The organism is Pseudonocardia sp. ICBG601 (genome assembly GCF_020496245.1).
On record NZ_JAHLJA010000083.1, the window covers coordinates 23144 to 45285 of the forward strand.

23 protein-coding genes are annotated in these 22142 nt (G+C 69.4%); 19 read left to right on the forward strand and 4 right to left on the reverse strand.

Annotated features, from left to right (window positions below):
* Nucleotides 1-34: 34 nt before the first annotated feature.
* From KPL57_RS22965 to KPL57_RS22985, 6 genes are all read left to right on the forward strand, one after another.
* Nucleotides 35-433 carry a hotdog domain-containing protein gene (locus KPL57_RS22965; protein WP_226353130.1) on the forward strand — a complete coding sequence of 133 codons (399 nt, stop codon included), beginning with the start codon at nucleotides 35-37 and terminating at the stop codon, nucleotides 431-433.
* A gap of 43 nt (nucleotides 434-476) precedes the next feature.
* Nucleotides 477-704, forward strand: a complete 228-nt coding sequence (locus KPL57_RS22970) for a hypothetical protein (protein ID WP_226353131.1) — start codon at nucleotides 477-479, stop codon at nucleotides 702-704.
* Entirely contained in the window at nucleotides 701-1018 is a 318-nt protein-coding gene (locus KPL57_RS22975; RefSeq protein ID WP_226353132.1) for a hypothetical protein, read from the forward strand. Before KPL57_RS22970 ends, KPL57_RS22975 begins: the two co-directional genes overlap by 4 nt.
* Before the next feature lie 166 nt (nucleotides 1019-1184).
* The gene (locus KPL57_RS67060; RefSeq protein WP_264198431.1) at nucleotides 1185-1319 is read left to right on the forward strand and encodes a hypothetical protein; all 135 of its coding nucleotides are present in this window, start codon (nucleotides 1185-1187) and stop codon (nucleotides 1317-1319) included.
* Nucleotides 1316-2803: a helix-turn-helix domain-containing protein gene (locus KPL57_RS22980; protein ID WP_226353133.1), complete on the forward strand. Its 1488-nt coding sequence runs from the start codon at nucleotides 1316-1318 to the stop codon at nucleotides 2801-2803. Before KPL57_RS67060 ends, KPL57_RS22980 begins: the two co-directional genes overlap by 4 nt.
* Nucleotides 2804-3057: 254 nt before the next feature.
* Entirely contained in the window at nucleotides 3058-3360 is a 303-nt protein-coding gene (locus KPL57_RS22985) for a hypothetical protein (RefSeq protein WP_226353134.1), read from the forward strand.
* A gap of 56 nt (nucleotides 3361-3416) precedes the next feature.
* On the opposite strand, the gene KPL57_RS22990 is transcribed toward KPL57_RS22985, so the two are convergent.
* Both KPL57_RS22990 and KPL57_RS22995 read right to left on the reverse strand, forming a co-directional pair.
* A complete protein-coding gene (locus KPL57_RS22990) occupies nucleotides 3417-4481 on the reverse strand; it encodes a DUF2637 domain-containing protein (protein ID WP_226353135.1) in 1065 nt (354 codons plus the stop codon).
* Between the two features lie 896 nt (nucleotides 4482-5377).
* The gene (locus tag KPL57_RS22995) at nucleotides 5378-6265 is read right to left on the reverse strand and encodes a Scr1 family TA system antitoxin-like transcriptional regulator (protein ID WP_226353136.1); all 888 of its coding nucleotides are present in this window, start codon (nucleotides 6263-6265) and stop codon (nucleotides 5378-5380) included.
* 261 nt (nucleotides 6266-6526) lie between these two features.
* Between KPL57_RS22995 and KPL57_RS23000 the strand changes: the two genes are divergently transcribed.
* The 13 genes from KPL57_RS23000 to KPL57_RS23060 all read left to right on the forward strand — a co-directional run bounded on the left by KPL57_RS23000 (nucleotide 6527) and on the right by KPL57_RS23060 (nucleotide 19187).
* Nucleotides 6527-6937, forward strand: coding sequence for a WhiB family transcriptional regulator (locus tag KPL57_RS23000; protein ID WP_226353137.1), 411 nt, complete (start codon nucleotides 6527-6529; stop codon nucleotides 6935-6937).
* Entirely contained in the window at nucleotides 6934-7350 is a 417-nt protein-coding gene (locus KPL57_RS23005; RefSeq protein ID WP_226353138.1) for a hypothetical protein, read from the forward strand. Before KPL57_RS23000 ends, KPL57_RS23005 begins: the two co-directional genes overlap by 4 nt.
* A 123-nt stretch (nucleotides 7351-7473) precedes the next feature.
* Nucleotides 7474-7902, forward strand: a complete 429-nt coding sequence (locus tag KPL57_RS23010) for a hypothetical protein (RefSeq protein WP_226353139.1) — start codon at nucleotides 7474-7476, stop codon at nucleotides 7900-7902.
* A gap of 29 nt (nucleotides 7903-7931) precedes the next feature.
* Nucleotides 7932-8378: a hypothetical protein gene (locus KPL57_RS23015; protein ID WP_226353140.1), complete on the forward strand. Its 447-nt coding sequence runs from the start codon at nucleotides 7932-7934 to the stop codon at nucleotides 8376-8378.
* A gap of 47 nt (nucleotides 8379-8425) precedes the next feature.
* Complete coding sequence (locus KPL57_RS23020) at nucleotides 8426-9427, forward strand: hypothetical protein (RefSeq protein ID WP_226353141.1); 1002 nt, start codon at nucleotides 8426-8428, stop codon at nucleotides 9425-9427.
* 53 nt (nucleotides 9428-9480) lie between these two features.
* A complete protein-coding gene (locus KPL57_RS23025) occupies nucleotides 9481-9777 on the forward strand; it encodes a hypothetical protein (RefSeq protein WP_226353142.1) in 297 nt (98 codons plus the stop codon).
* A gap of 140 nt (nucleotides 9778-9917) precedes the next feature.
* A complete protein-coding gene (locus tag KPL57_RS23030) occupies nucleotides 9918-12887 on the forward strand; it encodes a Tn3 family transposase (protein ID WP_226351132.1) in 2970 nt (989 codons plus the stop codon).
* Nucleotides 12888-13133: 246 nt separating this feature from the next.
* Nucleotides 13134-13718 (forward strand): recombinase family protein, encoded by a 585-nt coding sequence (locus KPL57_RS23035; RefSeq protein ID WP_226351775.1) that lies wholly within the window; start codon nucleotides 13134-13136, stop codon nucleotides 13716-13718.
* Between the two features lie 318 nt (nucleotides 13719-14036).
* A complete protein-coding gene (locus tag KPL57_RS23040) occupies nucleotides 14037-16178 on the forward strand; it encodes a hypothetical protein (protein ID WP_226353143.1) in 2142 nt (713 codons plus the stop codon).
* A complete protein-coding gene (locus tag KPL57_RS72580) occupies nucleotides 16159-16272 on the forward strand; it encodes a hypothetical protein (RefSeq protein WP_374203772.1) in 114 nt (37 codons plus the stop codon). Before KPL57_RS23040 ends, KPL57_RS72580 begins: the two co-directional genes overlap by 20 nt.
* Before the next feature lie 201 nt (nucleotides 16273-16473).
* Nucleotides 16474-16632 (forward strand): hypothetical protein, encoded by a 159-nt coding sequence (locus KPL57_RS23050; RefSeq protein WP_226353144.1) that lies wholly within the window; start codon nucleotides 16474-16476, stop codon nucleotides 16630-16632.
* Between the two features lie 1716 nt (nucleotides 16633-18348).
* A complete protein-coding gene (locus KPL57_RS23055) occupies nucleotides 18349-18726 on the forward strand; it encodes a hypothetical protein (RefSeq protein WP_226353145.1) in 378 nt (125 codons plus the stop codon).
* Nucleotides 18727-18800: 74 nt separating this feature from the next.
* Nucleotides 18801-19187: a hypothetical protein gene (locus tag KPL57_RS23060; RefSeq protein WP_226353146.1), complete on the forward strand. Its 387-nt coding sequence runs from the start codon at nucleotides 18801-18803 to the stop codon at nucleotides 19185-19187.
* A gap of 416 nt (nucleotides 19188-19603) precedes the next feature.
* Here KPL57_RS23060 and KPL57_RS23065 read toward each other — a convergent pair whose 3' ends face one another.
* Together KPL57_RS23065 and KPL57_RS70065 are read right to left on the reverse strand one after the other, a co-directional pair.
* Nucleotides 19604-20068, reverse strand: coding sequence for a J domain-containing protein (locus tag KPL57_RS23065; protein ID WP_226353147.1), 465 nt, complete (start codon nucleotides 20066-20068; stop codon nucleotides 19604-19606).
* The gene (locus tag KPL57_RS70065; protein ID WP_226353148.1) at nucleotides 20065-22083 is read right to left on the reverse strand and encodes a TraM recognition domain-containing protein; all 2019 of its coding nucleotides are present in this window, start codon (nucleotides 22081-22083) and stop codon (nucleotides 20065-20067) included. The genes KPL57_RS23065 and KPL57_RS70065 overlap by 4 nt, the downstream gene beginning before the upstream one ends.
* Between the last annotated feature and the right edge of the window lie 59 nt (nucleotides 22084-22142).

Consider the following 22142-nt stretch of genomic DNA (forward strand, 5'->3'; position numbering starts at 1 on the left):
AACCCGGACAGAAGACGACAGGGCCGGTGAGGTCGTGTCGCTGTTCTACGTCGTCCCGGACGACCAGCTCGTCCCCGACCTGCACCCACACCTCGGGGCCTTCCGCCGTGGGGAGCACGTGTTCGCGACCGGCTACCTCATCGGGCTGCTCGAAGCACCGTGCCTGACCTACCTGTGGCGCCGGGCCCGGGCCGGGCAGACACCCGTCGGGACCCGCGTAGAGGTGGCGCATCGGGCGCCGGCGATCCCCGGGGACCGCCTCCACGTCACCGCACGGCGCACCAGCACGACCGGCAACAGATCCGTGTTCGCGGTCACCGCGGTCGACCAGCACGGCGTCCTGGTCGCCGACGGCCACGTCACCGCGCGGCTGGTCGACACGGCCGCGTTCCGGGCCCGACTCCGCCAACGCGCCATCGGGCGGGCGGCATGAGCCCGTTGACCAGCAGATTCACCACAACAGGAAGGACCAGGCGATGAGGCGACGACACGACCACCGCAGCGGCACCTGGCGCTGGCAGCCACGACAGCGACCTGCCGCCACCGCCAACGACGCCGACGGCAACGCGGCCAACGACGGCGACCGGGCCGAGTACACGACCGGACAGCTGACCTGGCGCCTCGGCGAACTCGGCTTCACACCACCACCACGACGGCGGCCGCGCCACGACGACACCGCACAGGACGGAGACGCAGCAGCATGATCGACTACCTGAGCTTCCCGACCAGCGCCGCGACGACCGACGGGAACGGTCTGCGCTGGGACGACACCGCTGGTAGCTACCGGTGCCCGACCTGCACACAGACGCCCCGAACGCTGGCGGTCGGACCGGTCGAGGCACTGGTCTGTAGCGACTGCGCGACCTACTGGCTCACGCCCACCGCCACCGGGCGGCAAGACCTGGAGGGCGTCGAGGACGTGTACCGGGCGGCGGGATGTCTGGACAGCGACCTGACCGACTCGGGTAGCGACACCGCGCTCGACGGGACGGTCTCGGCTGCGGCTCGGGCGGCGTAGGCCCGGTGGACCAGCGCGATCGCAGAGCAGACGGGGCGGTCGGTGCCGGTGGGCACTGGCTCGGCTACGTTCTGCATAGAAGAAAGGACTGCGGCGCCCCATCCTCGGAAAGTTTGTGGGCGCCGCAGTCACAGTGCACTTATCAATGCAAGGGAGCACTTTAGCCATGTCCTCTCGACCCGTCGAGGCCCCCCTCGACCTCGACCTCGACCTCGACCAGCTGCACTCGCCGCCGGTGGTGGCCGCCCCGCTTGTTGCCGTTGACCTGGCCGCTCTCGTCCTGGCCGGTGGTGTCCGGTGAGCGCGGCGACGATGATCCGCCCGTCGGTTGACGGGTATGAGACCGCTGAGACCGCGCCGCGCGGCGGGGCGGATGGGTTGCGGGAGGGGCGTGGGTTCCCGTTCGCGATGGTCGGGGACTTCGTCGTGCTGGCCAGGCTCTCGCCGCGGGCGTGCCAGCTGTACTGGATGCTGCGCGGGCATGTGAACACCGCGCGTGGTGATGACCGGGCCTGGCCGGGGATGCGGGGCCTGGCCGACGCGATGGGCCTGAGCAAGATCGACAGCGTGATCGCGGCGGTGCGGGAGCTGGAGGCGATCGGCGCGGTCGATGTCGAGACCGTCCCGACCCGTACCGGGCGCCGCAACGTCTACACCGTCCACCTCACCCCGCCCCCGGGCTATACCGGCCTGACCAGTTTCCAGGATCTCTACGCCCATCGCGCCCAAGACACCGCCCAGGAGGCCGTTGCGAACACCCCGTCCGGGCCCCCGCCGCCTGCCTCTCGGGCGACGCGGGCGTGCCCCGCGCCCCGCCGTACCGCCCGTCATAGCCCTCGGAATGGCCCTGTTTCCGCAGGTCGTGGGGGGTCATCCGAAAAATCGGATCACCCGTTTGGGGGGTCATCCGATTTTTCGGATGACCGGTCATCCGAAAAATCGGATCAGAACCAGACGAAGGTGAACGAGACGAACTGGGGGGGGCGCGTGCGCGCGAGCCGCTCGGCCCCCGAGCGGGTCGGCCCCGCCGACGCCCCCCTCCCCCCGAGTCCTCGACCCGAGCCACAACCCCGGCCACGAGACGGGCACGGACGCGGGACCGGGACCGCAGCGACCGGTGCAGGAGGCGAGCTGGGAGCGGTGACCGCGCAGCTGGCCGAGCTCACCACCGCGCTCACCAGCGCCCTGACCGCCCTCGCCACGGCCGGGCACAACACGACACCGGCACCCGCGCCGACTCCGACTCCGACCCCGGCCGCGAGCGCGCCGACAGAGCCGACAGAGCCGACGCCCAGCGCCGCGGTGCCGGACCCGGCCCGGCGCGACACCTGGCGCTGCGCCCGGCACCTCGCCGCACCCGACCCCCACGATCGGCCCTGTGGCGGCTGCGGAACGGTCCGTAAGCGGATGCAGGCACAAGAGACCCAGCAGGCCACCGAAGCCGCTCAGAAGCGCTCTGAGGCCGCGCAACACGCACGCCGGCAGATCGCCGACTGCACCGAATGCGACGAGTACGGCTACGTCCTCGACCCGCACGACCCCGCCGGCGGCTCCTACGACCCACCACTGCGCTGTCACCACGACCGCCCCGCCACCGACCGCATCACCGAAGACGAACAACGCCGGGCCACCCAGGCCGCCGCCGCGCAGCCCTACCAGCGCTCGGCCGCCACCCTCGCCCTGATCGAGTCCACCCGTGTCCACCTCCTGAACCGCACCAGCACCCGCACCAGCACCCCGGCCACGACCGGCCGGCGGCGACTCAACCCGAAAGCATGGCGATAACCAGACAAACCAGACACAATCGGACAAACCTGACATTCGCCAGCGGGCGGTGCCCGGTGCACCGCAGATGGCGCCGAGCCGAAAACGGTGTCGAAAACGGTGCTGCCGCGTCGCTTCCGGTCCTCACCCGCCCCGGGGGGCGGGCTGCGGTCCGGGTCGACTTGCCCACGGCCCGCCGGCGGGACACAGCAGCGACGCTGTAGCGCCCGGGACCTGCTCGCACACCCACGCCACCTGCCGCGCACAGTGCACACATGAACACACCACGCAACGATCCCCGTGGCGATCGGCTGCCCTGGCCGACCTGGATGTCCGGACCCGACCGCGCCGCCGCTGAAGCCGCGGCTACCGCCGACACCGTCGTGTTCAACCGCGCTGCCCTGCACGACGCCCTGGCACACGACCACCGTGCCCGGCCTCCCGCCGGAGCTCAGCCGCCCACGAGGACCGCTACGTCATCCACGGCCCGACCGGACACCGGACCGTGGCTCACACTCATGGTCCTCGGCCTGGTCATCGTCGCCGCGATGCTGGTCATCACCGTGACCTGGACCTGAGGTCTCCGCTACGTCGTGCCCGGGCCAGGCGGGGTGCCGATGGGCCCCGGTGCTGGTTATGCGGGCGTGCTGCTGGCCGGTAGCGGGCTCACGCTCGCCAGACCGGAACGAGCGCTTACCGCTGCTTTGCTCGTGGTGGTCGTAGCGCGTTCAGAGGGCGGCAGGATGCCGCGCTCACGCAGGTTGCGCTTGGCCTTGGTCGCGGTCCGGTGACCATCGACGAGCCGATCGACCTCGGCCAGCGACAAGTCGTCCCCGCGGGCCCAGGCGTCGATGAACAGTGCTTCGGCCATTCCGAGCTTCGTCTGACCGGGAGCGTTCGCTGTCCCCGCCGTCGCTGGCGCCCCGGGATCTGCGGCAGCGACAGCAGCGTCGGCGATGGGACGGGGGTCGGGGACCACGACCGGCATCGGAGCGGTCTGCTCGGACTGCCTGTCAGGCCGGGCGGCGGCGCCCCGGCCAGGCCCCGGGGCAGGGCACTCGCTCCGATCCGGGCCCTGCGCCGCGGCCCCCTCGCCGGTGCCGTCGTGAGGTCCGGCGCCGGACACGACGGCCGGCGCAGCGCTCTGCGGATCGCTCTGCACTGTGCCCTGCGCGGCGCGGCGAGCGGTGGCACGGGTAGGGCGGAGCACGATCGCGATCAATTCCAGGCTGACCGCGAACGCGACCGGCGGGAACAACGCGACCATCCACGCCGCCACCGACGCCAACACCGATCCATCCCGCACCCATTCACTCTCGGGAACGACAGAGGCGGCGTTCGCCAACAACGTCACGATCATGCCGAAGGCGAATGCCGCCCACGGCCCGAACCCGACACGTTCACCCCGGGTGCGGCGCGACCACACCACCACCAGCGCGGCGGCGAGGAGTCCGTCCACCGACAGCGGCAGCCAATACGCCAACGCCGACCCCGGATTGAACCGGGCCGCGACCTCCTGCAAATGCCAATACGACGCCACCGCCGCGGGAAGCCCGACAGAACCGACCACGAGAACCGCGAGAACACGCGGCCACACCGACGCCCACAAACCCTGAGAATCACGCGGCGCCTCCGCCGGCGCTGACCCGGCAGTGGCCGTGACAACGCTGTCGGTGGGCCTGAGTTCATGAACAGTCATGTCCGCTCCCGCGCCGCGTGTGCAGTGACCGCCGCGACATTACACGATCCACACCCCCATCAATTCGCAGCACCCCCGGAACAGAAGAAACCGCTGCGATGCCCCGAAGAAACAGGCCCCCAGGAAGATCAATAGCCGCCGCAGGGCCAGCGACTCCCCGCCCCGGCCCTCGGGGCGATACCTCGCTGTCAGAGCAGAGACCGATGCACCGCCAGGAGACCTCGCCGATCCCGGCTCCGGGGGGGGGCTCGCGCTGGAGGGGGGGCTCGCGCTGGAGGGGGGGCTCGCGCTGGAGGGGGGGCTCGCGCTGGAGGGGGGGGCTCGCGCTGGAGGGGGGGCTCGCGCTGGAGGGGGGGCTCGCGCTGGAGGGGGGGCTCGCGCTGGAGGGGGGGCTCGCGCTGGAGGGGGGGCTCGCGCTGGAGGGGGGGCTCGCGCTGGAGGGGGGGCTCGCGCTGGAGGGGGGGCTCGCGCTGGAGGGGGGGCTCGCGCTGGAGGGGGGGCTCGCGCTGGAGGGGGGGGCTCGCGCTGGAGGGGGGGCTCGCGCTGGAGGGGGGGCTCGCGCTGGAGGGGGGGCTCGCGCTGGAGGGGGGGCTCGCGCTGGAGGGGGGGCTCGCGCTGGAGGGGGGGCTCGCGCTGGAGGGGGGGGGCTCGCGCTGTCACGTCATGGACTTGCGGACTGGGCATCGCCGCCCCGACGAGCGACCTGGAAGCGCCGGCCCGAGAAGGCGCTGCGGGCGCCTACGTCACGCTCTGTGCTTGTCCAGCAGGTAGACAAACCACTAGACAAAGGCTGGACAAGCGGCTGGACTTCGGCGTCCTACGCGTGCGCGTGCACGCGCACGCGTAGGACGCACACTAGCACGCCCGGCCCGTTGTCCAGCTGGACAAGTGGACAATCACCCACCGTCACAGGACTCGGCTGCGCACGAGTTAGCTGCCAACCGTCGTGCTGTCTCCTCGACGAGTGCGATCGCCGAGTCGCCCCGCAAGCTGTGACGCTGGTAGTGGGAGAAGTCATCCAGCAGGCGATCCACCGCTGCAGGGTTGCCCTCAGGGTGATGCGCGCCTGATAGAACCGCGAAACCGCTGGAGTTCATGCTCGGCGCGAGGTAGATGGCGCCGCTCGCCGCGCGATTTTCAATAACTTCGGTGCCGTGCGGAAGAACCGATAGGTCGAATCGTCGCCGCCGTGCGAGAGAGGCAATTTTATCCAACTGGTCAATTGTCACTCGAATGTCCCCGAAGTGAGCCCCCAGGACTTCCTCGCTAACGACCACCTTTACGACCACTGAGGGTCGATACAGGATGTCCTGTCGAGCGCCGAGTTGCGCTATTTTTGTGTCCAAACTACGGTCCGACCTGTCCTCTGACATACGGAGCAGGGCTCGCGCATAGGCGACAGTTTGCAGCAACTCGGGAACGCTAACAAACTGCCACAGTAAGATCTCTGAGGCGCTCGCCTCTAGCGCTGCCCGACTTCCGCGCCTTCCTCCTCCCTCTTGTGTTTCTGCGAGGGCCTTCTTCGCCTCTTCTTCTGCCCGCTCCAACCCTTCAGAGATTCTGACTGCTTCAATACGCGACGCTGTCGTTGCCCCGGTGGCCTGAGTCCACTCTCGAACTGATCTAGACGAGATTCGGGCGCGACCAGTCTCAATTCGACTTATTTTAGATTGACTAAGATCGATAATCTGGGCTAAATTACGCCCAGATATGCCTGATCTGAGCCGGTGCTGTCTTAATAGGTCTCCGAGTTTGCGGCGAGTTTCAGATTGAATGTCCGACATCTTTCACCTCGCTTGGTCAAGTTTGAAATCGGTTTTATTTGTTGCTCGACGGTGTGGGAGTCTCTTGCCTTCCGCAAGAGGCGGCACGTCCTCGCGGGGTCATGCTCCTCCTGGGCTCGCTTGGATTTTCAACACGCCCCGCCCAATTCCGCACTGGCGCCGACGATCCCCGAGGGCGCCTCTGGGTTCCTGTCTTGCTGTTGATGGCGCCCCTTGACCCCTTGACTTCCGCTCGTTGTCGAGTCAGGATGACTGTGCAGCATGTACAAGTTGCATGAATCACTGATAGTCCCAACGGGCCCCGGCGGGTTGCGCCCCGCCGAGGCCCTGCGAGTCACCACCTGTACAGAGGAGGCGACCCACGTGGTCGAGCGTAGTCCTGTCTTTGACGACGATCCGGGACCTGTAGTCCCGGTCCCTGCCGAGCTGTCGTCCCATCCGGGTCGGCACTGCCTGGGTGTGGATACCGAGGTGTTTTTCCCGGTCAGCGAGCTGGGCGTGTTACAAGCCCGGCTGGTGTGCACGGGCTGCCCGGTCCGTGTTGCGTGTCGGGAGTGGGCGACGGCGACGGGCCAGTACGGCGTCTGGGGTGGCACCACCGCTGCTGAGCGTGACACGGCCCGGCACGTCGGGCTCGGTGTCGTGGCGTCCCGGTCGGCGGTGGCGGCATGACCGCGCCCACTACCGCGCCGCCTACTGCATCGCCGGCCGAAGCGGCTGCTGTTCCGGTGTTGCGTGCGCGGATCGCGCACACGATCCTGCGGCGGGTCGAGGCGCAGCGGGCCCGGTTCGTCACCGCCTACGGGCGGGCCACCCCACCCGTCGAGCGAGTCGCGGCCGCGCTGGTCGCGGTCCGCGCCGCGTTACCGGCCACGGTCACACGCTCGCTGGCGGAATCGACCGAGATCGGGCGTCGGCTGGACCGTATCGCCGACGACCTCGCCGACCTGCTCACCGAGCTGCACACCGCCCAGGAGGGCGCAGCCGAGAAGGCCATCCGAGCCAAGCAGCGCACCGCAGCCCGAAGCCAGGCCCGCCGTGAACAGCGTCAGGCCGCCGGACCCGACACGGGCGGTGCCCGGTGATGCAGGTCCGTGCGCGTTGTGTGGTGTGCCGCCGGTCGATCGAGATTCCACGGGATGGCGGTGTGCCGCCGCAGATCTGTAGCCGCTGCCGTCACCGTCAGACACCGAAGGGAGGTGGTCGTCGTGCCGCAGCCCGCATCTGACCAGCAGCAGGGCGAGGCCGCGCCGGATCGTCCGGGCCTGTACGTCGTCGACTCGAACGCCGCGCCGACCGAGAGCGGCGAGGCCCAGGCCGATGTTCCGGTGGAGCCGGTGCTGGTGCCGTTGGCGCCGTGGGACCAGCGCATCGCCCAGATCGTCAGCGACGTCGTCGAGGCGCGGCCGCGGTGGAACGAGGCACCGCCCTCGTACGCCCAGACCTGGGCGTATTCGCGGTCGGGGGACTGGACCACCAGCACCAATCTCCTGGTGAGAGGCGCGCACTCGGCGCTGACTCTGGCCGCCCTGGTCGTGGTGTTCCCGCTGGACTGGGTGGCGAACGTGGTCCGGGACAAGCCGTCCGGCTTCGTGATCACCGTCGTGGTGGTCGCTCTACTCGCCTGCGCGTTCTGAAAGGACGGTGATCGTTGATGTCGTGGTCGATGTTCATTCCGAGTTCGATGCTCACGCTCGGTGCTCTGGCGCTGGTCCTGGCGGTCGTCTTGGTCTATCTGGATGTGCCTGGTCAGGGTGTGGATTGGGAGAAGGTCGCCGCCGTCCTCGCGGTGGTCGGCGGTTTCGGTGTCGGCGGCGCCAGCGCGGGCTGGTTCGGGGGCCTGTTCACCGCCCTGTCCGGTGGCGCGCTGACCGGCGCCGGGCAGGCCACCGCCCACCTCGTTGGTGTGTCGGCGGTCGGCGCGGTCGCCGCCGGGGCGGGCCTGTGGGCCTACAGCCGCCTGCGCGGCTCCGGTATCACCGCGGCGACCAGGACGAAGTCGCTGCTGGTCGTCGCCGCCCTCGCCCTGGTCGGCACCGTGCTGGCCGGTGTGCCGCGCCTCTACAGCGCGGCGGACACCTTCATCGCCGCGCTCGCCGCATCGCTGACCTGACGGGCGGTTCTAGCTATGAGTCGATACAGCGCTAGAGAAGGGAGCAGGTGGTGGAGGCGTTCTTCCTGACGTGTGTCGTGGTGGCGTTCTTCGTGACCAAGGGCCGCACCGACACCGCCGCTTACAGCAACGGCAAAGAACCACCGGGCCTGGCGCGGGCCCGGATGCGCCACGAGAACGCCGGCGGTGCCCGCACCAGCTCGGGGCGCCCGACCGGGCGGGGCGCGTTCGGTCTGCTGGTGGCGTCGCGGTGGGCGGAGGCGTGCCGGGCCGCGCAGCACCGCGGTGAGCATCGGGCGGCGCGGCGGCGGGCGTGGTTCGACGAGACCGCCCCCGGGCGGGATGAGCGGTGGCGTGCGGTCCAGCAGCGTCGTATGGAGCGGGCGGATCGGGCGCGGGCCCGCTGGGCGCAGGCCCGCGGCCTGCACCCGGCCAGCACCAGCGATAGCGGTGCGGTCGGCGGTGTGGCTGGGCCTGCGGGCGCACCGGCACCGCAGCCGTGGGGCCGCCGCCGCGCGCGGCCGACGGCCGACGCGGCGGGAGCCGCCGGCACGACCGTGACCGCGCCCGACGATCCGGGCCTGCCCACCCCGGACAGCGCTGACAGCGCTGACAGCGCCGACGGCGTGGGTGTCGAGGTGCGTGGTGCTGATCCCGAGCCGGGGACCGGCTCGGCGCCGGCGTCTCCGACCGGTCCGTCCCCGGCGGCAGACCTGCCGCCGGACACCACCACCCCGAACGCGAGCACGGGCACTTCTTCTTCTTCTTCTGGAGGCGATGGGATGTATGAGGCAGCGGTAGCACGGTTGATCGCGGCAGCGGATGCGTGTGGCGTCTACCAAACGCAGCTGGCGGCGTTCACCGATCGGCTGGCCGGGGACGGCTGGGGCGACCAGGTCACCGGCCCACTGGGCGACTCGCTGTCCGGTTTGAACGCCGCCGAAGGCCTGTACCGCGGGCTGGCCGAGCAGATGCGCTCCCAGGGTGACCGCGGTCGGGACGCCTATGACCAGGCACCTTATGTGCCGGGCCCGCACGCCGTCCTCTGAATCGGCACCTGACCAGCACACACACAGACACAGAACAGAGTGGAGATGACGGGATGGCGGCATTGGATGGGGACGGGAACTACGAGTACGCGGCAGCCGCTCTGCGGGACGCGGCCTCGGATCTGGAACAGCTCATCGGCACCCACCGAGGCCTGGTCGACGAGTTCGAAGGTCATGGCTGGACCGGCCTCGACGGCCTCGACTCGGCGGGCACGCATGTCGGCGCGGTGATCGACAACCTCGCCCTTGCCGCGGAGCGGATCGGGGTGGGCGGGCAGATCGTCCGCGACGCTCTGACCTCGAACAACATGATCACCCGGGCGTCGAAGGCGTCGCTGGGCCACGGCTGACCGTCTGGTTGGTGAGTTTCGAGTCCCGCCCACACGGGGTGCCGGTAAGGATCGTGTCATCAGCCGCAAACGAGCGCTGGGGGCTTGACCCTGAATCTCTGGTCGCGGCGGTGTCCGGGGGGTGGGAGTAGCGTCCGTGCGTGGCGCGTGAGCTGGGTCAGGACGAACTGATCGATCGGTGGACGCTGGTCGAGGCCGAGCTGGCGATGGTGGCCGGCAAGCGTGGCGCGACGCGGCTCGGGTTCGCGGTGTTGCTGCGCTTTTACACCGAGCACGGCCGGTTTCCCCGCAGCCGGAGCGAGATCCCCGACGCCGCTGTGGACTACGTGGCCCGGCAGGTCGGTGTGCCGGTGACCGAGCTGGCGTTCTACGACTGGTCCGGCCGCACGATCGAGTTCCATCGCAGCCAGATTCGCCGGACACTGGGGTTCCGGGAGTGCAGCGTCGCCGACGCCGACAAGCTCACCGAGTGGCTGGTCACCACCGTCACCCAGACCGAGCGCGGCGCTGAACGTGTCCGTGACCAGCTGCTGGACCGGTGCCGGGAGGAACGTATCGAGCCGCCCACCGGCGGCCGCGTCGACCGGATCGTGCGCTCGGCGCTGCACCGCGGCGAGGAGCTGCTGTTCGCACGGGTGGCGATCCGCTTATCCGAGGCGGTGCGCGTTCGGCTGTTCGCCTTGGTCGCGGCCGGTGCCGATGACGACGGCCAACCCGGCGGGGACGGTGACGGGCCGGCGGTGCTGGCCTCGATCCGGTCCGATCCGGGCAACGTCAGCCTGAACACGATGTTGACCGAGATCGCCAAGCTGGAAGCGGTACGGGCGGTCGGCCTGTCAGCCGGCGTGTTCGCCGACATCGCCCCGAAGGTGGTCGCCGCCTGGCGGGCGCGGGCGGCGGTCGAGGCGCCCAGCCACCTGCGCGGACACGCGCCTGAGGTGACGCTGGCCCTGCTGGCGGCGTTGTTGCACTGCCGGGAACGGGAGATCACCGACACGCTGGTCGAGCTGCTGATCTCCACCGTGCACCGGATCAACGCCCGCGCCGAGGTCCGGGTGACCAAGGAGCTGATCAAGGAGTTCAAGCGGGTCACCGGCAAGGAGAACTTGCTGTTCCGGGTCGCCGAGGCGACCGTGAACGCCGGCGACCAGCTCGTGCGCGACACCGTGTTCCCGGTCGCGCCGCAGGCCGTGCTGGCCGACCTGATCGCGGAGTTCAAGTCCTCCGGGCCGACCTACCAGCGCACCGTGAAGGCCACGCTGAAGGGCTCCTACACCAACCACTACCGGACTGGGCTGATCAAGCTGCTGGACGTGCTGGAGTTCCGCAGCAACAACACCACCCACCGGCCGGTGCTCGACGCGCTGGAGCTGATCACCCGCTACGCCAGCGCCGGGAACCTGCACTACTACCCGGCCGGCGAGCACATCCCGGTCCATCGCGGCCTGAGCGAGGACTGGGAGGCGCTGGTTTACAAGGACGACAAGCGCCGCCGGCAACGGGTCGTGCGCATGGTCTACGAGGTGTGCACCTTCCAGGCGCTACGCGAGCAGTTGCGGTGCAAGGAAATCTGGGTCGTCGGCGCGGACACCTGGCGCAACCCGGCCGAAGACCTTCCGACCGATTTCGAGGACCATCGCGTCGAGCACTACCAGGCGCTGCGCAAGCCGCTGGACCCCAGCCAGTTCATCGCCGACCTGCAAGCCGAGATGCGCGCCGAGCTGGAGGCCCTGCACACCGCCCTGCCGGGCTGCGATTGGTTGTCGATTAGCGACCGCGCGGCTGGCGCGGTCAAGCTGGCCCCGCTGGAGGCCTCGCCGGAGCCGCGCAACCTGCGCCGGCTCAAGCAGGCTGTGCAGGCCCGGTGGGGCACGGTGCCGCTGATCGACATGCTCAAGGAGGCGGTGCTGCGCACCGGCTGCCTGTCGGCGGTGACCTCGGTCGCCGACCGCGGCACCTTGCCCGAGCACGTGCTGGCCGAGCGGTTGCTGCTGGCTATCTACGGGTACGGCACCAACACCGGCATCCGTGCGGTCGCCGGCGGCGAGCACGGGCATTCCGAGGACGAGATTCGCTACGCCCGGCGCCGCTACCTGAGCACCGAGGCCGCGCGGCAGATCGCGATCGAGATCGCCAACGCCACCTTCGCCGCCCGCCAGCAGACACTGTGGGGCGACGGATCCACCGCCGTGGCCAGCGACTCGACTCACTTCGGCGCGTTCGACCAGAACATCTTCACCGAGTGGCACTCCCGCTACGGCGGCCGAGGGGTGCTGATCTACTGGCACGTCGAGCGCGGCTCCGTGGTGATCCACTCGCAGCGGCTGAACTGCTCGGCCTCCGAGGTGCACGCGATGGTCGACGGCGCGATCCGGCATGGCACCGACATGCAGGTCGAGGCCAATTACGTGGACACGCATGGTCAGTCCGAGATCGGGTTCGGCATCACGAAGCTGCTCGGGTTCGACCTGCTGCCGAGGATCAAGCGGATCAACAAGGTCAAGCTGTACCGCCCGGCTGCTGGCGAGCCAGACGCCTGGCCGGGTCTGGCACCGGCGATGACCCGCCCGGTCCGGTGGGACCGCATCGCTGAGCAGTACGACCAGATGCTCAAGTACGCCACCGCGATCCGCGTGGGCACCGCCTCGACCGAGGCGATCCTGCGGCGATTCATGAAGGCCAACGCAGCGCACCCGACCTACCAGGCGATGATCGAGCTGGGCCGGGCGCAAAAGACCATCTTCTTGGCCCGTTACCTGCACAGCCGGGCACTCCAGCGAGAGATCCACGAGGGCCTGAACGTGGTCGAGTCGTGGAATCGGGCCAACGCGGTCATCTTCTACGGCAAGGGCGGGGACCTGGCCACCAACCGGCGCGACGAGCAGGAGATGAGCGTGCTGTGCCTGCGGATCTTGCAGGCCGCCCTGGTGTACGTGAACACCCTGATGATCCAGGACCTGCTCGCTGGCTCCGAGTGGGACGACGCGCTCACCGCTGAGGATCGGCGCGGGCTGACGCCGCTGTTCTGGGCGCACGTGCTGCCCTACGGCGAGGTGCGGCTGAACATGGACGCCCGTCTGCGCCTGGCCGCCGCCGCCTCCAGCGGCTGACTGGCCGGTCTCGAAACCAAGGTTCCGCGACAGCGTGCAGGCGAGTTCGGACATCGACATCACCCCAGGTCACGCTGTCTCACAATCTAACGTCGAAACACCGCCTCGAAACACGGCCACATGGTAAACTTATGAGACAGTTGCGGGAGGAAACGAGACGATCATGACCGGCGAGTCCGCCATTACCGACCCGCGGATCGCCGCCGCCCTGGATGCCGACCGGGACCAGGCCAGGACGGTGACGTGATGGAACTGGGCTACGCCCGCGTCTCGACCACACACCAGGACCTCGAACGACAGCTCGACGCCCTGGGCCACCACGGCATACCCGACGAGCGGATCTACACCGACAAGAAGACCGGCGCCACCATCGACCGGCCCGGCTTCACCGAGCTGCGCCGCTACGCCCGCTCCGGCGACACGATCATCGCGACCAACCTCGACCGACTCGGCCGCAATCTGCGCGAATGCCTCAACGTCGTGCACGAGCTGCGCGAGCAGGGCATCGGGATCAAGACCCTGAAGGACCCGATCCCGATCGACACCACCGACGACTCGCCGATGGCCGAACTCGCCGTCGCGCTACTGGCGCTGTTCGCACACATGGAACGAGTGTTCATGCGCGAACGCGCCGCCCACGCCCGCGAGGCCACCGCAGCCACGGGCAAACTGCCCGGCCGACCCCGCAAACTCGACCCCAACCAGCTCGCCGCGGCCCAGGCCGCCCTCGACACCGGCCAGACCGCCGACCAGATCGCAGCCGCGTTCGGCGTCAGCCGCGCCACCCTCTACCGCAACCTCACCGAAAATAAACCCGCTGACCAGCAATGATCGACTCGTTTGCGGCTGGTGACAACTCCCTTACCGGCGCCCCCACACCACGGGTGTGGGCGGGCGCTCCGGTCGCATCAGCGACTCCATCAGCACGGTTCTGACCAGCAGAAAAAAAGGGAAGGGAGGCCGGTTATGGCCCGGTCGACGAAGCCCACGCAGACGATCACGCGGAAGACGCGGTTCGCCCATGCTGCTCGGGTCGCCGCGCAGCGGGCTGAGGCGCGGGCGCAGGCCCGGGAGACCGGCCGCGACGGTGGTGTCGAGGACACGACGCCAGCACCGGGTGCGGGTGCGGCGGCGGTGTTCTGGTCCCGGGTGGCGAGCACGGTCGTCCCGGCAGGTGTCGACACGGCCGACGACGCGGCTGGTGGTGACGACCGCGCGGAGAACGCGCGTCGAGTCCTGGTCGCGGATCGGAACCGGCGCAGACGGTGGCCGTGGGTCCCGGCCGCGGTCGGTGGTGCGGCTGGGATGGGCGGGCACTGGCTCGGCGCCGCCGCAGCGGCAGTAGCGGGTGCGGGTCCGGCGGTGCTCGCTGTCCCGGCGGCGGTGGTGCCGGTGGGTGCGGCGGCGGTGGTCGCGGCCCGCTACCGCAGCGCGGTCGGGCGGTGGTGGCCCGACCTGGCGGCTGGGACCGCCGGGGCGTCGGCGCTGGCCTACCAGCTGGCTGCCGCCGGGCCGTCGCCGTTGCTGGGCGCGGCCGCGGTGGTGGGGACGACCGCGGTGGGGGCCCGCTGGTGGCGGGCGCATCCGATCGGGCCGCGGGTCGCGGCGTTGTCGGCGCCGGTGCTGCCTGCGCCCGCGCCACCGGACCCGGAACGGGATCCGTATTGCTTGGCGTGGGCGGAGAACAACGGCGGCAAGGACGGGAAGCTGCCCGGGTCCCGGCTGACCAACCGCGCCGATGGCGAGTTCACGGTGACCTTTGATGTGGTGCTGCGTCGGGGCCGGCACACCTACCAGGACTTGATCGCGCACCGGGCGTTGCTGGCCTCGGGGCTGGGGGAGCCGTCGACGTCGGTGGTGTTCAAGCCGCCGAAGAAAGGCCACGGCGCCCAGTACGGGCGGATGGCGCTGATCCACACCGACCCGACCGCGCAGACCCGGTACTTCACCACGCCGCGGGTCGACGAGGGTGTCATCCGGGGTGTGGCCCGTTCCACGGACGGGTCGGGGGAGGTGGATGTGACGATGTGGCGGTCGTCGGGAACGGTCCCGACGATGATCGTCGGCTCGCCGGGAGGTGGGAAGTCCGGCGCGACGAACGTGCTGACCGCCGCCGCCCTGTCGACTGGTGTGTTGAACCTGCTGTATGCCGATCCGAAAGGTAATTCCTCGACGGCGTTGGCGGAGCGGGCGCGGGTCGCGGTGATCGGGCGACAGAACGTGCTTGCTCTGCCCGGGTTGGTGCACGCGATCCTCGCTGCCCGCGCTCGGATCGCCGCCGAGCTGCGTGCTGATCTGGTTTTGCCGAGCCGGGAGGTGCCTGGGTGGATGTTCTTGCACGATGAGTACAGCTTCGTCGCCCACGATGTGAAGGTCGCCAAGACCTGGACCGAGACGGTCAACACCGTGCGGGCCCTGGGGATTTGGCTGGTTGGGCTCAACCAGTCCCAGGGCATGTCCGAGTGGGGCTCGGATCATGCGCGGTCGGCGTTCGCTTCGCAGGTGATCGCGTTCCGTACGAACTCGAAGTCGTCCTCGGATCTGGTGCCGGGCTTGTTGTTCGACCCGAACGAGCTGCCGCTGGCCGCGGACGTCGACGGGGAGATCACTGACCGTCCGGAGCCGGGGATGGCGGTGCATGCGCATCGGGCGGCGCCGGTGCGGTGGGATTGGCTGCCGTCGGATGCTGATGCCGCCGAGTTGGCCCGTACCGGGCAGGCGGCGCCGCCGGAGACGACTTCGACCGCGTTCGACCGCTATTTCGCCCAGCCGGCGTTGCATCCGCTCGACGCTGCGGCGGTCACCGCGGTGCTCGGCCCGCCCGTGAACGGGCGGTGGCAGGTCGGCGGGCTCGGCGGCACCCACCACCTCGCCGACAGCGACAGCGGTGGCGTTGCTCGTGTCGTCATCCCGACCGGCCCGGCGACCCGACGAGCCCCCTGGGGAGCACGCACCCACGCCGCTACCGGCGCCGACACCACCGAGACCGGCACTGATCCGGTGGGCACCGAGGCCGTGTTGTCCCCGGTCCAGGCCGAAGTCCTCGCCCTCATCGCGGCCGGGACGGCCACGACCGGGGCACTGGTCGACGCGGCGACCGCGTCGAAAGCCGCCGTGCATGACGCGCTGGATGCGTTGATCGGCTATGGCCGGATTATTCGTGTGGTGCGGGGTCGTTACCAGGTTGTCGACCATTCTCGGCGCGAGGAGAACCCGGCGTCGGGGGACTGCCGTTTGAACGATGGGGATGTTGACCTGGAGGGCAGTGTCGATGACGCTCGTCGAGTGTGAGGTGTGCGGTGACGACATTTGTCCTGGGCGGGTCTGCCCGGGTTGTGTGCGGGAGGTCGGGGGAGTCCCGAGAATGGCGTTAGTCGCGGCGTGAAGGTGGTTATCGGTACCGCGTTGTCGCGTGGCCGGGATTTGCGGTATGTCGTTGTCGATGTCGCTACTGGCGAGGTTATCGATGACGCGCAGGGTTACGGCTATAGGTCGGCGCAGAATGCGTATCGCGCGTATGGCTACACGTCGGCACCACCGAAGAAGAAGCAGCGGGCCGCCGCGCAGCGGAAAGTCAAGGACTGGTGTGTCGCGCATCCGGGCGTTCATGGCCGATGTCGAGAAGATGGCGTTGTGCGCGTTGAAGGACGGTGAGTCGCTTGCACGGGCTGATGTGGAGCGGTTGCTGGCGGATCATGGTGTGGAGTTGCCGTTCAGTGTCGGGGTTTTGATGCGGTATTGGTGAGTTGTTTCTGCGTGCAGTGGTGAGGCGGGTGAAGGGGCTGCGGTCCGGCGCTGGGTGCCGCATTTCCTGTGGGGGTTGATTGTTTGCTCTGTCGGTGATTCGGGTTTCGCGGTGGCGCTCGTTATGAAGTGCTATCGGTCGGGCGGTCGGCGAGTCGATCCGGGCCGCGGCCTGCCCTAAGGTGGGTGAGGACGGGAAGCGGATTGGCGGCGTCTTTTCTCGGTACTGAAACAGTGTTCGTGCTGAAACAGCGTCTTTTCTTGACGGTCGGCGTTTGGTTTCGCGCCGGGGCATGGTCGTTTTTCGGCGTTCTTGGTGCCTGCCCTCCGGGAGTGTTGACGGGTTGGCAGGCGGCCCGGCCGTGGCGGCGGTGCGGGTGTGTCTGGTCGCTGATGGGCTTTGATACGGCTTTGAAGTGGCTGGAAGCTCCTGAGAAGCGGCGTTGAGGGTTTTCTGCTGCTGGATGAGGCCATTTTATGGGTGCGGCCTGCTAGTTTAGAGTGTCGGGCTGGGGGGCCGGGGCCCGACACCACCCCCAGCCTGCTTCGCTGACGGCCGGGGGTGGTGTCGGGCCCCGGCCCCCCAGCCCGACCGGGTCACGGAGTGACCCCAGTGTTCTAGTACGAAGTTCAATGCCTTTAAAAAAGCAAGGTCAAGGTCAAAGTCAACAGACTGTGGGGATGGTGGTGGTTGGGTTGGGTTGGGTGTATCTGTTCGTAGGTGGGTTGTTCGTCTCGCTGCGCATCGGCGTAGTCAAATCCTCGGTTTATCGGGGTGGTCGGGTTGGGTGGTGATCTTTTGCGGCGGGTGGGGTTGTTCACCTCGCTGACGCCTCGGTGGTGTGCGATGTTGTTGGCGGAATATTTCGGATGGGTAGCAGGAAAGGGCGGTTGTGGTGTTGGGTGAAGTCGGTGAGCGGGTGCGTGCGCGGCGTCGGGATGCGGGTTCGGTGGTGTTGACGGCGCGGGATACGGGTTTGTTGGAGATTGCTGCGCATCAGTATGGGTTGCCTCTGGATTTGTTGTCGAGTGTGTTGGGGGTGTCGGCGCAGGCGGCGCATGCGGTGGTGGGGCGTTGGAAGCGTGCGGGGTGGGTGTGTACGGGGAAGGTGGATGCGGGGGCGATGTGGGTGTGGCCGTCGCGGACGTTGGTGCGGGAGTTGTTGGGGTGGGATGTGCCGGGGTGGCGGCCGCGGCAGACGGTGTCGGGGCATGTTCGTGCGGTGGCGGCGGTGCGGTTTCATCGGGTGGGTTTGGATGTGGGGCGGTGGGTGTCGGAGCGGACGTTGCAGCATTTAACGGGGTGGCGTCCGCGGGGTGTGCCGGTGCCGCATATGCCGGATGGGGTTGAGGTTTTCCCGGATGGGCGCCGCGCTTTGGTGGAGGTGGAGTTGTCGCGGAAAACGCGGTCACGCTATCTTGAGTCGCCGCCGAAGAATGGGGAGGCGGATATGGTGGCGGGTTTGTTGTCGGCGGTGGTGGACCGTGCTCGGGAGTTGGAGTGTGTCGGTGTGATGTATTGGTGCGCGCCGAATGTGTTGGGGCAGGTTCAGGATGTTGCGGGGGAGTTTGTGGAGCGGGACCGGGCGCGGCGGGCGCGGGCGCGGTCCCCGGAGGCGTTGGCGCCGCAGCTGAAGTGGGCGATCCGGGACATCACCGAGGTTCCGTGTTGGGAGCCGGGGCCGCGGCGGTCGGCGCGGTAAGGACGATGAGGCCGGTGGGCGTGAGCAGGGTGTTGGTCGTCTGTCGTCAGGATTTCGATCTGCCGGGGAAGGACCTTCCCGGGGCGGCGGAGGTCCTGGGTGAGCACTTCATCGGGCTGTTGTGGCGTGGTGTGCTGTCCCGTGCGGTTGCTGCGGTCATTCTGAATCCGGCTCGTCACGGCCATGACCGTGACCTGCTCAGCGTGGAGATCGACGTCGTCGCCCGTAACCATGTCGCCGGGCTGGCGACCGCGCTGAACACGATCCGTGACGGTTTCCGGCTTCTCCCGGTCGCGTTGCCTGACCGGTTCACCGCCGCCGAGGTCGAACGTCTCGCCAGCAGGGTCGTCGGCGCCGACGGCCTCCAGACCAGCACCCGCAAGATCGACTAGCGCGGCATGAATCGGACTATCCTGGACCTGGACCTATGGGGGGTGCGCTGGTGGCGAAGAGTTTTCATTGCGTGATGCAACTCCTTGAGGTGTCGCCGCAGGTCGCGACAGCGATCGCGGCGCCGTTACGGACCGCGATGCGCCGCCAGCAACGCGAGCACAACGGGAAGCTGGTCGGGACGAAAGCCGACCTCGTCACCGGTCTCGGTGTCGGCCTGGCGACGGTCGTGATCGCTCGGTCCCCGCAGACCGCGATCGGTTTCGCCGCCCGGATCGCGAAGACCGCGTTCGGGCGGCTCGCCGCCGATCCGACGGTCTGCTATGACCTGGACATGAGCATCGCCCAGGTCGAAGGCCTCTATGCCGCCACCGCGGCCCCGGCGTGGTTGGCCCCGGGGGAGTTCCTCGGCTGGCGAGAATGCACCGACCCGACCTGCCCCGACCACGAACAGACCGGATGAACCAGCAGCAGCTACCAGGCCAGGTACGTCAGATCGGTGCCGGTTTCGGGCGTCCCACGACCGTCCGGCTCAGCATCGACGTCCCCGCCGACCTTCATCAAGCGTTCGGGGCGTGGCGGTCGCAGACCGCGCTCGACCTCGGTCGTGGCGTGGTGAGTGTGCAAGACAGCCCGTCCCGGCTGGTGAAGCCCGACCGGGCAGGGCCGCGCCCGGCTCCACCCCGCTACGGCTACGGCGCCCGCGGGTTCCCCGGGCGGGGAGCGGATCACGACCGGCGCCGGTCCGTCGTCGGGCATCCGGTGACCTCGTCGGACACACACGACGACCGGTTGAGGCTATCGTCGCTGGTGGCGGGCGCCGGAGTTCCTGTTTCGCGGTCGGAGCAAAGCGCGGTCTGGACGGCGCCCGCCCCACAGTCAGGGACCGCTTACCGGCGAGCGGGATTCAGCGTGGGCGGCGGCCAGGTAGACATGGTGGGCAGCCGCTACCGCGCCCAGCAACGCGACCATCGCGGCCACGACCGGCGCGGCGACCAGGGCGACACCAGCGGTGAGGACACCGACGGCAGCGAGCAGCCCGAAAGCCCGTAGGAACAGAAGCCCACCGATGGCCGGCGCCGACGCGCGCGGCCCCGCCGGCCCCGCCGGTGTCGTCGTGTGTGGAGTTGCTCGCGGTGGCGCTGGTGGTGTGGTGAGTAGTTCGTAGGCGCTGGTCAGGGCGATGAACCGTTCCGGGTCGCCGCCCCGGTCTGGGTGGTGATGGCGGGCGGCGGCCCGCCACGCGGTCCGTAGCAGCTCAGGTGAGGCGCCGGCGGGGACACCGAGCAGCGCCGCGGCGGCGGCCCGCGCCTGTTCAGGATGGACACTCGGGCTCGGGCTCATCGTGGGTCCTCGTTGCTGGTGTCGTGTGTCCAGTCGTCCCCGGTCCAGTCCGGGGCCTGGCCATCTCCGCCGCCGGTGGCCCGGGCGCCGTTACCGGTCGTGGTGCCGGGTCGGCGGAGCCGCCGGTTGATCGCGGCGGCCTGGGCGGCGGTGAGTCGGCGCCGGGACAGTGCCGGGCCGTTGGTGGGTGCGGTGCGCCGTGGCGAGCCGACGATCGCGGGCGAGGCGGCGAGGGGGGCGACGACGCCGTAGACGACCTGGTCGGGTGTGGCGTAGGCGAGGTGGTGGCGGGGGAGTTGTCGGAGCCGGTTCGGGTCGAGCAGGTAGGTGTGCTGGCGGCGCACGGTGCCGACACCGGTTGTGCGGCCACCGTCGAGTTGGTAGCCGACTTCGTCGACCAGCCGCGTCCCGAACCGTTCGGCGAGTTGTTCGGCGTTGCTGGTGCGGCCGAGTAGGGCGCCGCCGCCCATCGCGCCCAGCAGGCGGCGGCGTTGGTCTTCGGTGTCGGCGAGGCCTTCATAGGATTGGGCGGACACGATGACCGAGCCGCCCAGGGAACGCAGCCGTTCGACGAGGTTGATGACGTCGCCGGCGGTGTCACCGGAGACCGCGGAGAACTCGTCGATGACGAACAACACCTGCCGGCGTTGCCCGTCGTGAGCGACACCGAGTTCGTAGGTGAGCAGTTCGATGAGGACGGCGGTCTTGGTGGCGGCGACGACCTGGTCGGTGGCGCCGGGGACGGAGACGTAGAGGGCGTCGAAGTCCGACAAGGGTTGTCCGGCGTCGAAGTCGCCGCCGATGCTGCGGAACAAATCGGCGAACAGCAACAGGTCGCTGTCGAGCGATGAGGCGCCCGCTCCGGCGCCGGTGGTCTTGGTCAGGGCGGCGATGGCGCGTTCCTCGACCGGATGTCCCGCCCACGCCGCCGTGAGCCAGGCCGGGGCGAGGCGTTGCAGGAACTCCGCCGACGACGCGGGCGGTTTCTCGGTGGGTGCGTCGATGATCAGGTGGAGTAGGCCGCGTTGCAGGACGTCGTAGAAGCGGTGATCGGTTTTCGCGAGCTTGTGCAGGGCGGCGCGCAGCTGGGTGGCGGGCATGCGCCACATGTTCAGCCGCGTCTCGAACGGGAACACGCCGATCCGGTCCGGGTGCAGGCCGAGGTCTTCCATCGCGTCGGCCCAGTCGTGGGCGTCGGTGTCGGCGTCGGGGCCGCCTTTCGCCGCGAGGAAGATCACCAACGGCCGTGATCCCGCAGCGCCGTGCTGTTGCTGGTTGTAGGCGGTCCAGGTGATTTCGGCCCAGCAGGCTGAGCAGCGCACCAGCATCGTGGTCTTCCCGGCGCCGGTCTCGGCCAGGCAGACAGTGTGGAGGGCGATCGCGGGCATCGGGACCTGTAACCACGGCGCGGCGCGTCGACGCAGGGTGTCGGTGAGTAGGTCCGGCTGGGCGCGGACGGTGTCATAACGTGGGCCGAGGACGACCGACGGTGTGCCGTCACGGCCGTGGCTGGCCAGCGGGGTGCGCTCGCGGCGGGCGCGGCGGGCCGCCGCACCGGCGCGGATGTGTAGCTGGCGGCGGACGTGGCGTTCCCCGGCGGCCTGGGCGACACCGGACCGCATCCGCTTGGTGTAAAGGTGCCACCACACCCAGGACGTGATCGCCACCAGAGGGGCGGTCGCGGCGGCGGAGTCGATCCCGGCGGGCAGGTAGTGGCCGTCCCATGCCTGACGCACCGCCGAGGCCGTCAGCTCCAGGCCCCACCAGGGCAGCATGCCGACGATCGGCCCGGCCAGCGCCGCAGCGGCCACGATGACCAGGGCGAGGTTGCGCAGCCGGTGCGGTTCCCAGCCGCGGGCCCACGCCCACAACACCAGCACATGCCCGACCACGGTGGCGGGCACCACGACCGCCGCGACCGCCACGAACACCTGCCCGACCGTGACACCACCGAACAACGGGATATCCGGAAGGTCCGGGGCCCGCGCGGCGCTTTCTGCTCCGGCGTTAATCACGGTTGCCCTGCCTGTGATCAGATGACATATTTCATCTCTTCCTATCCAAGGTGACCGCA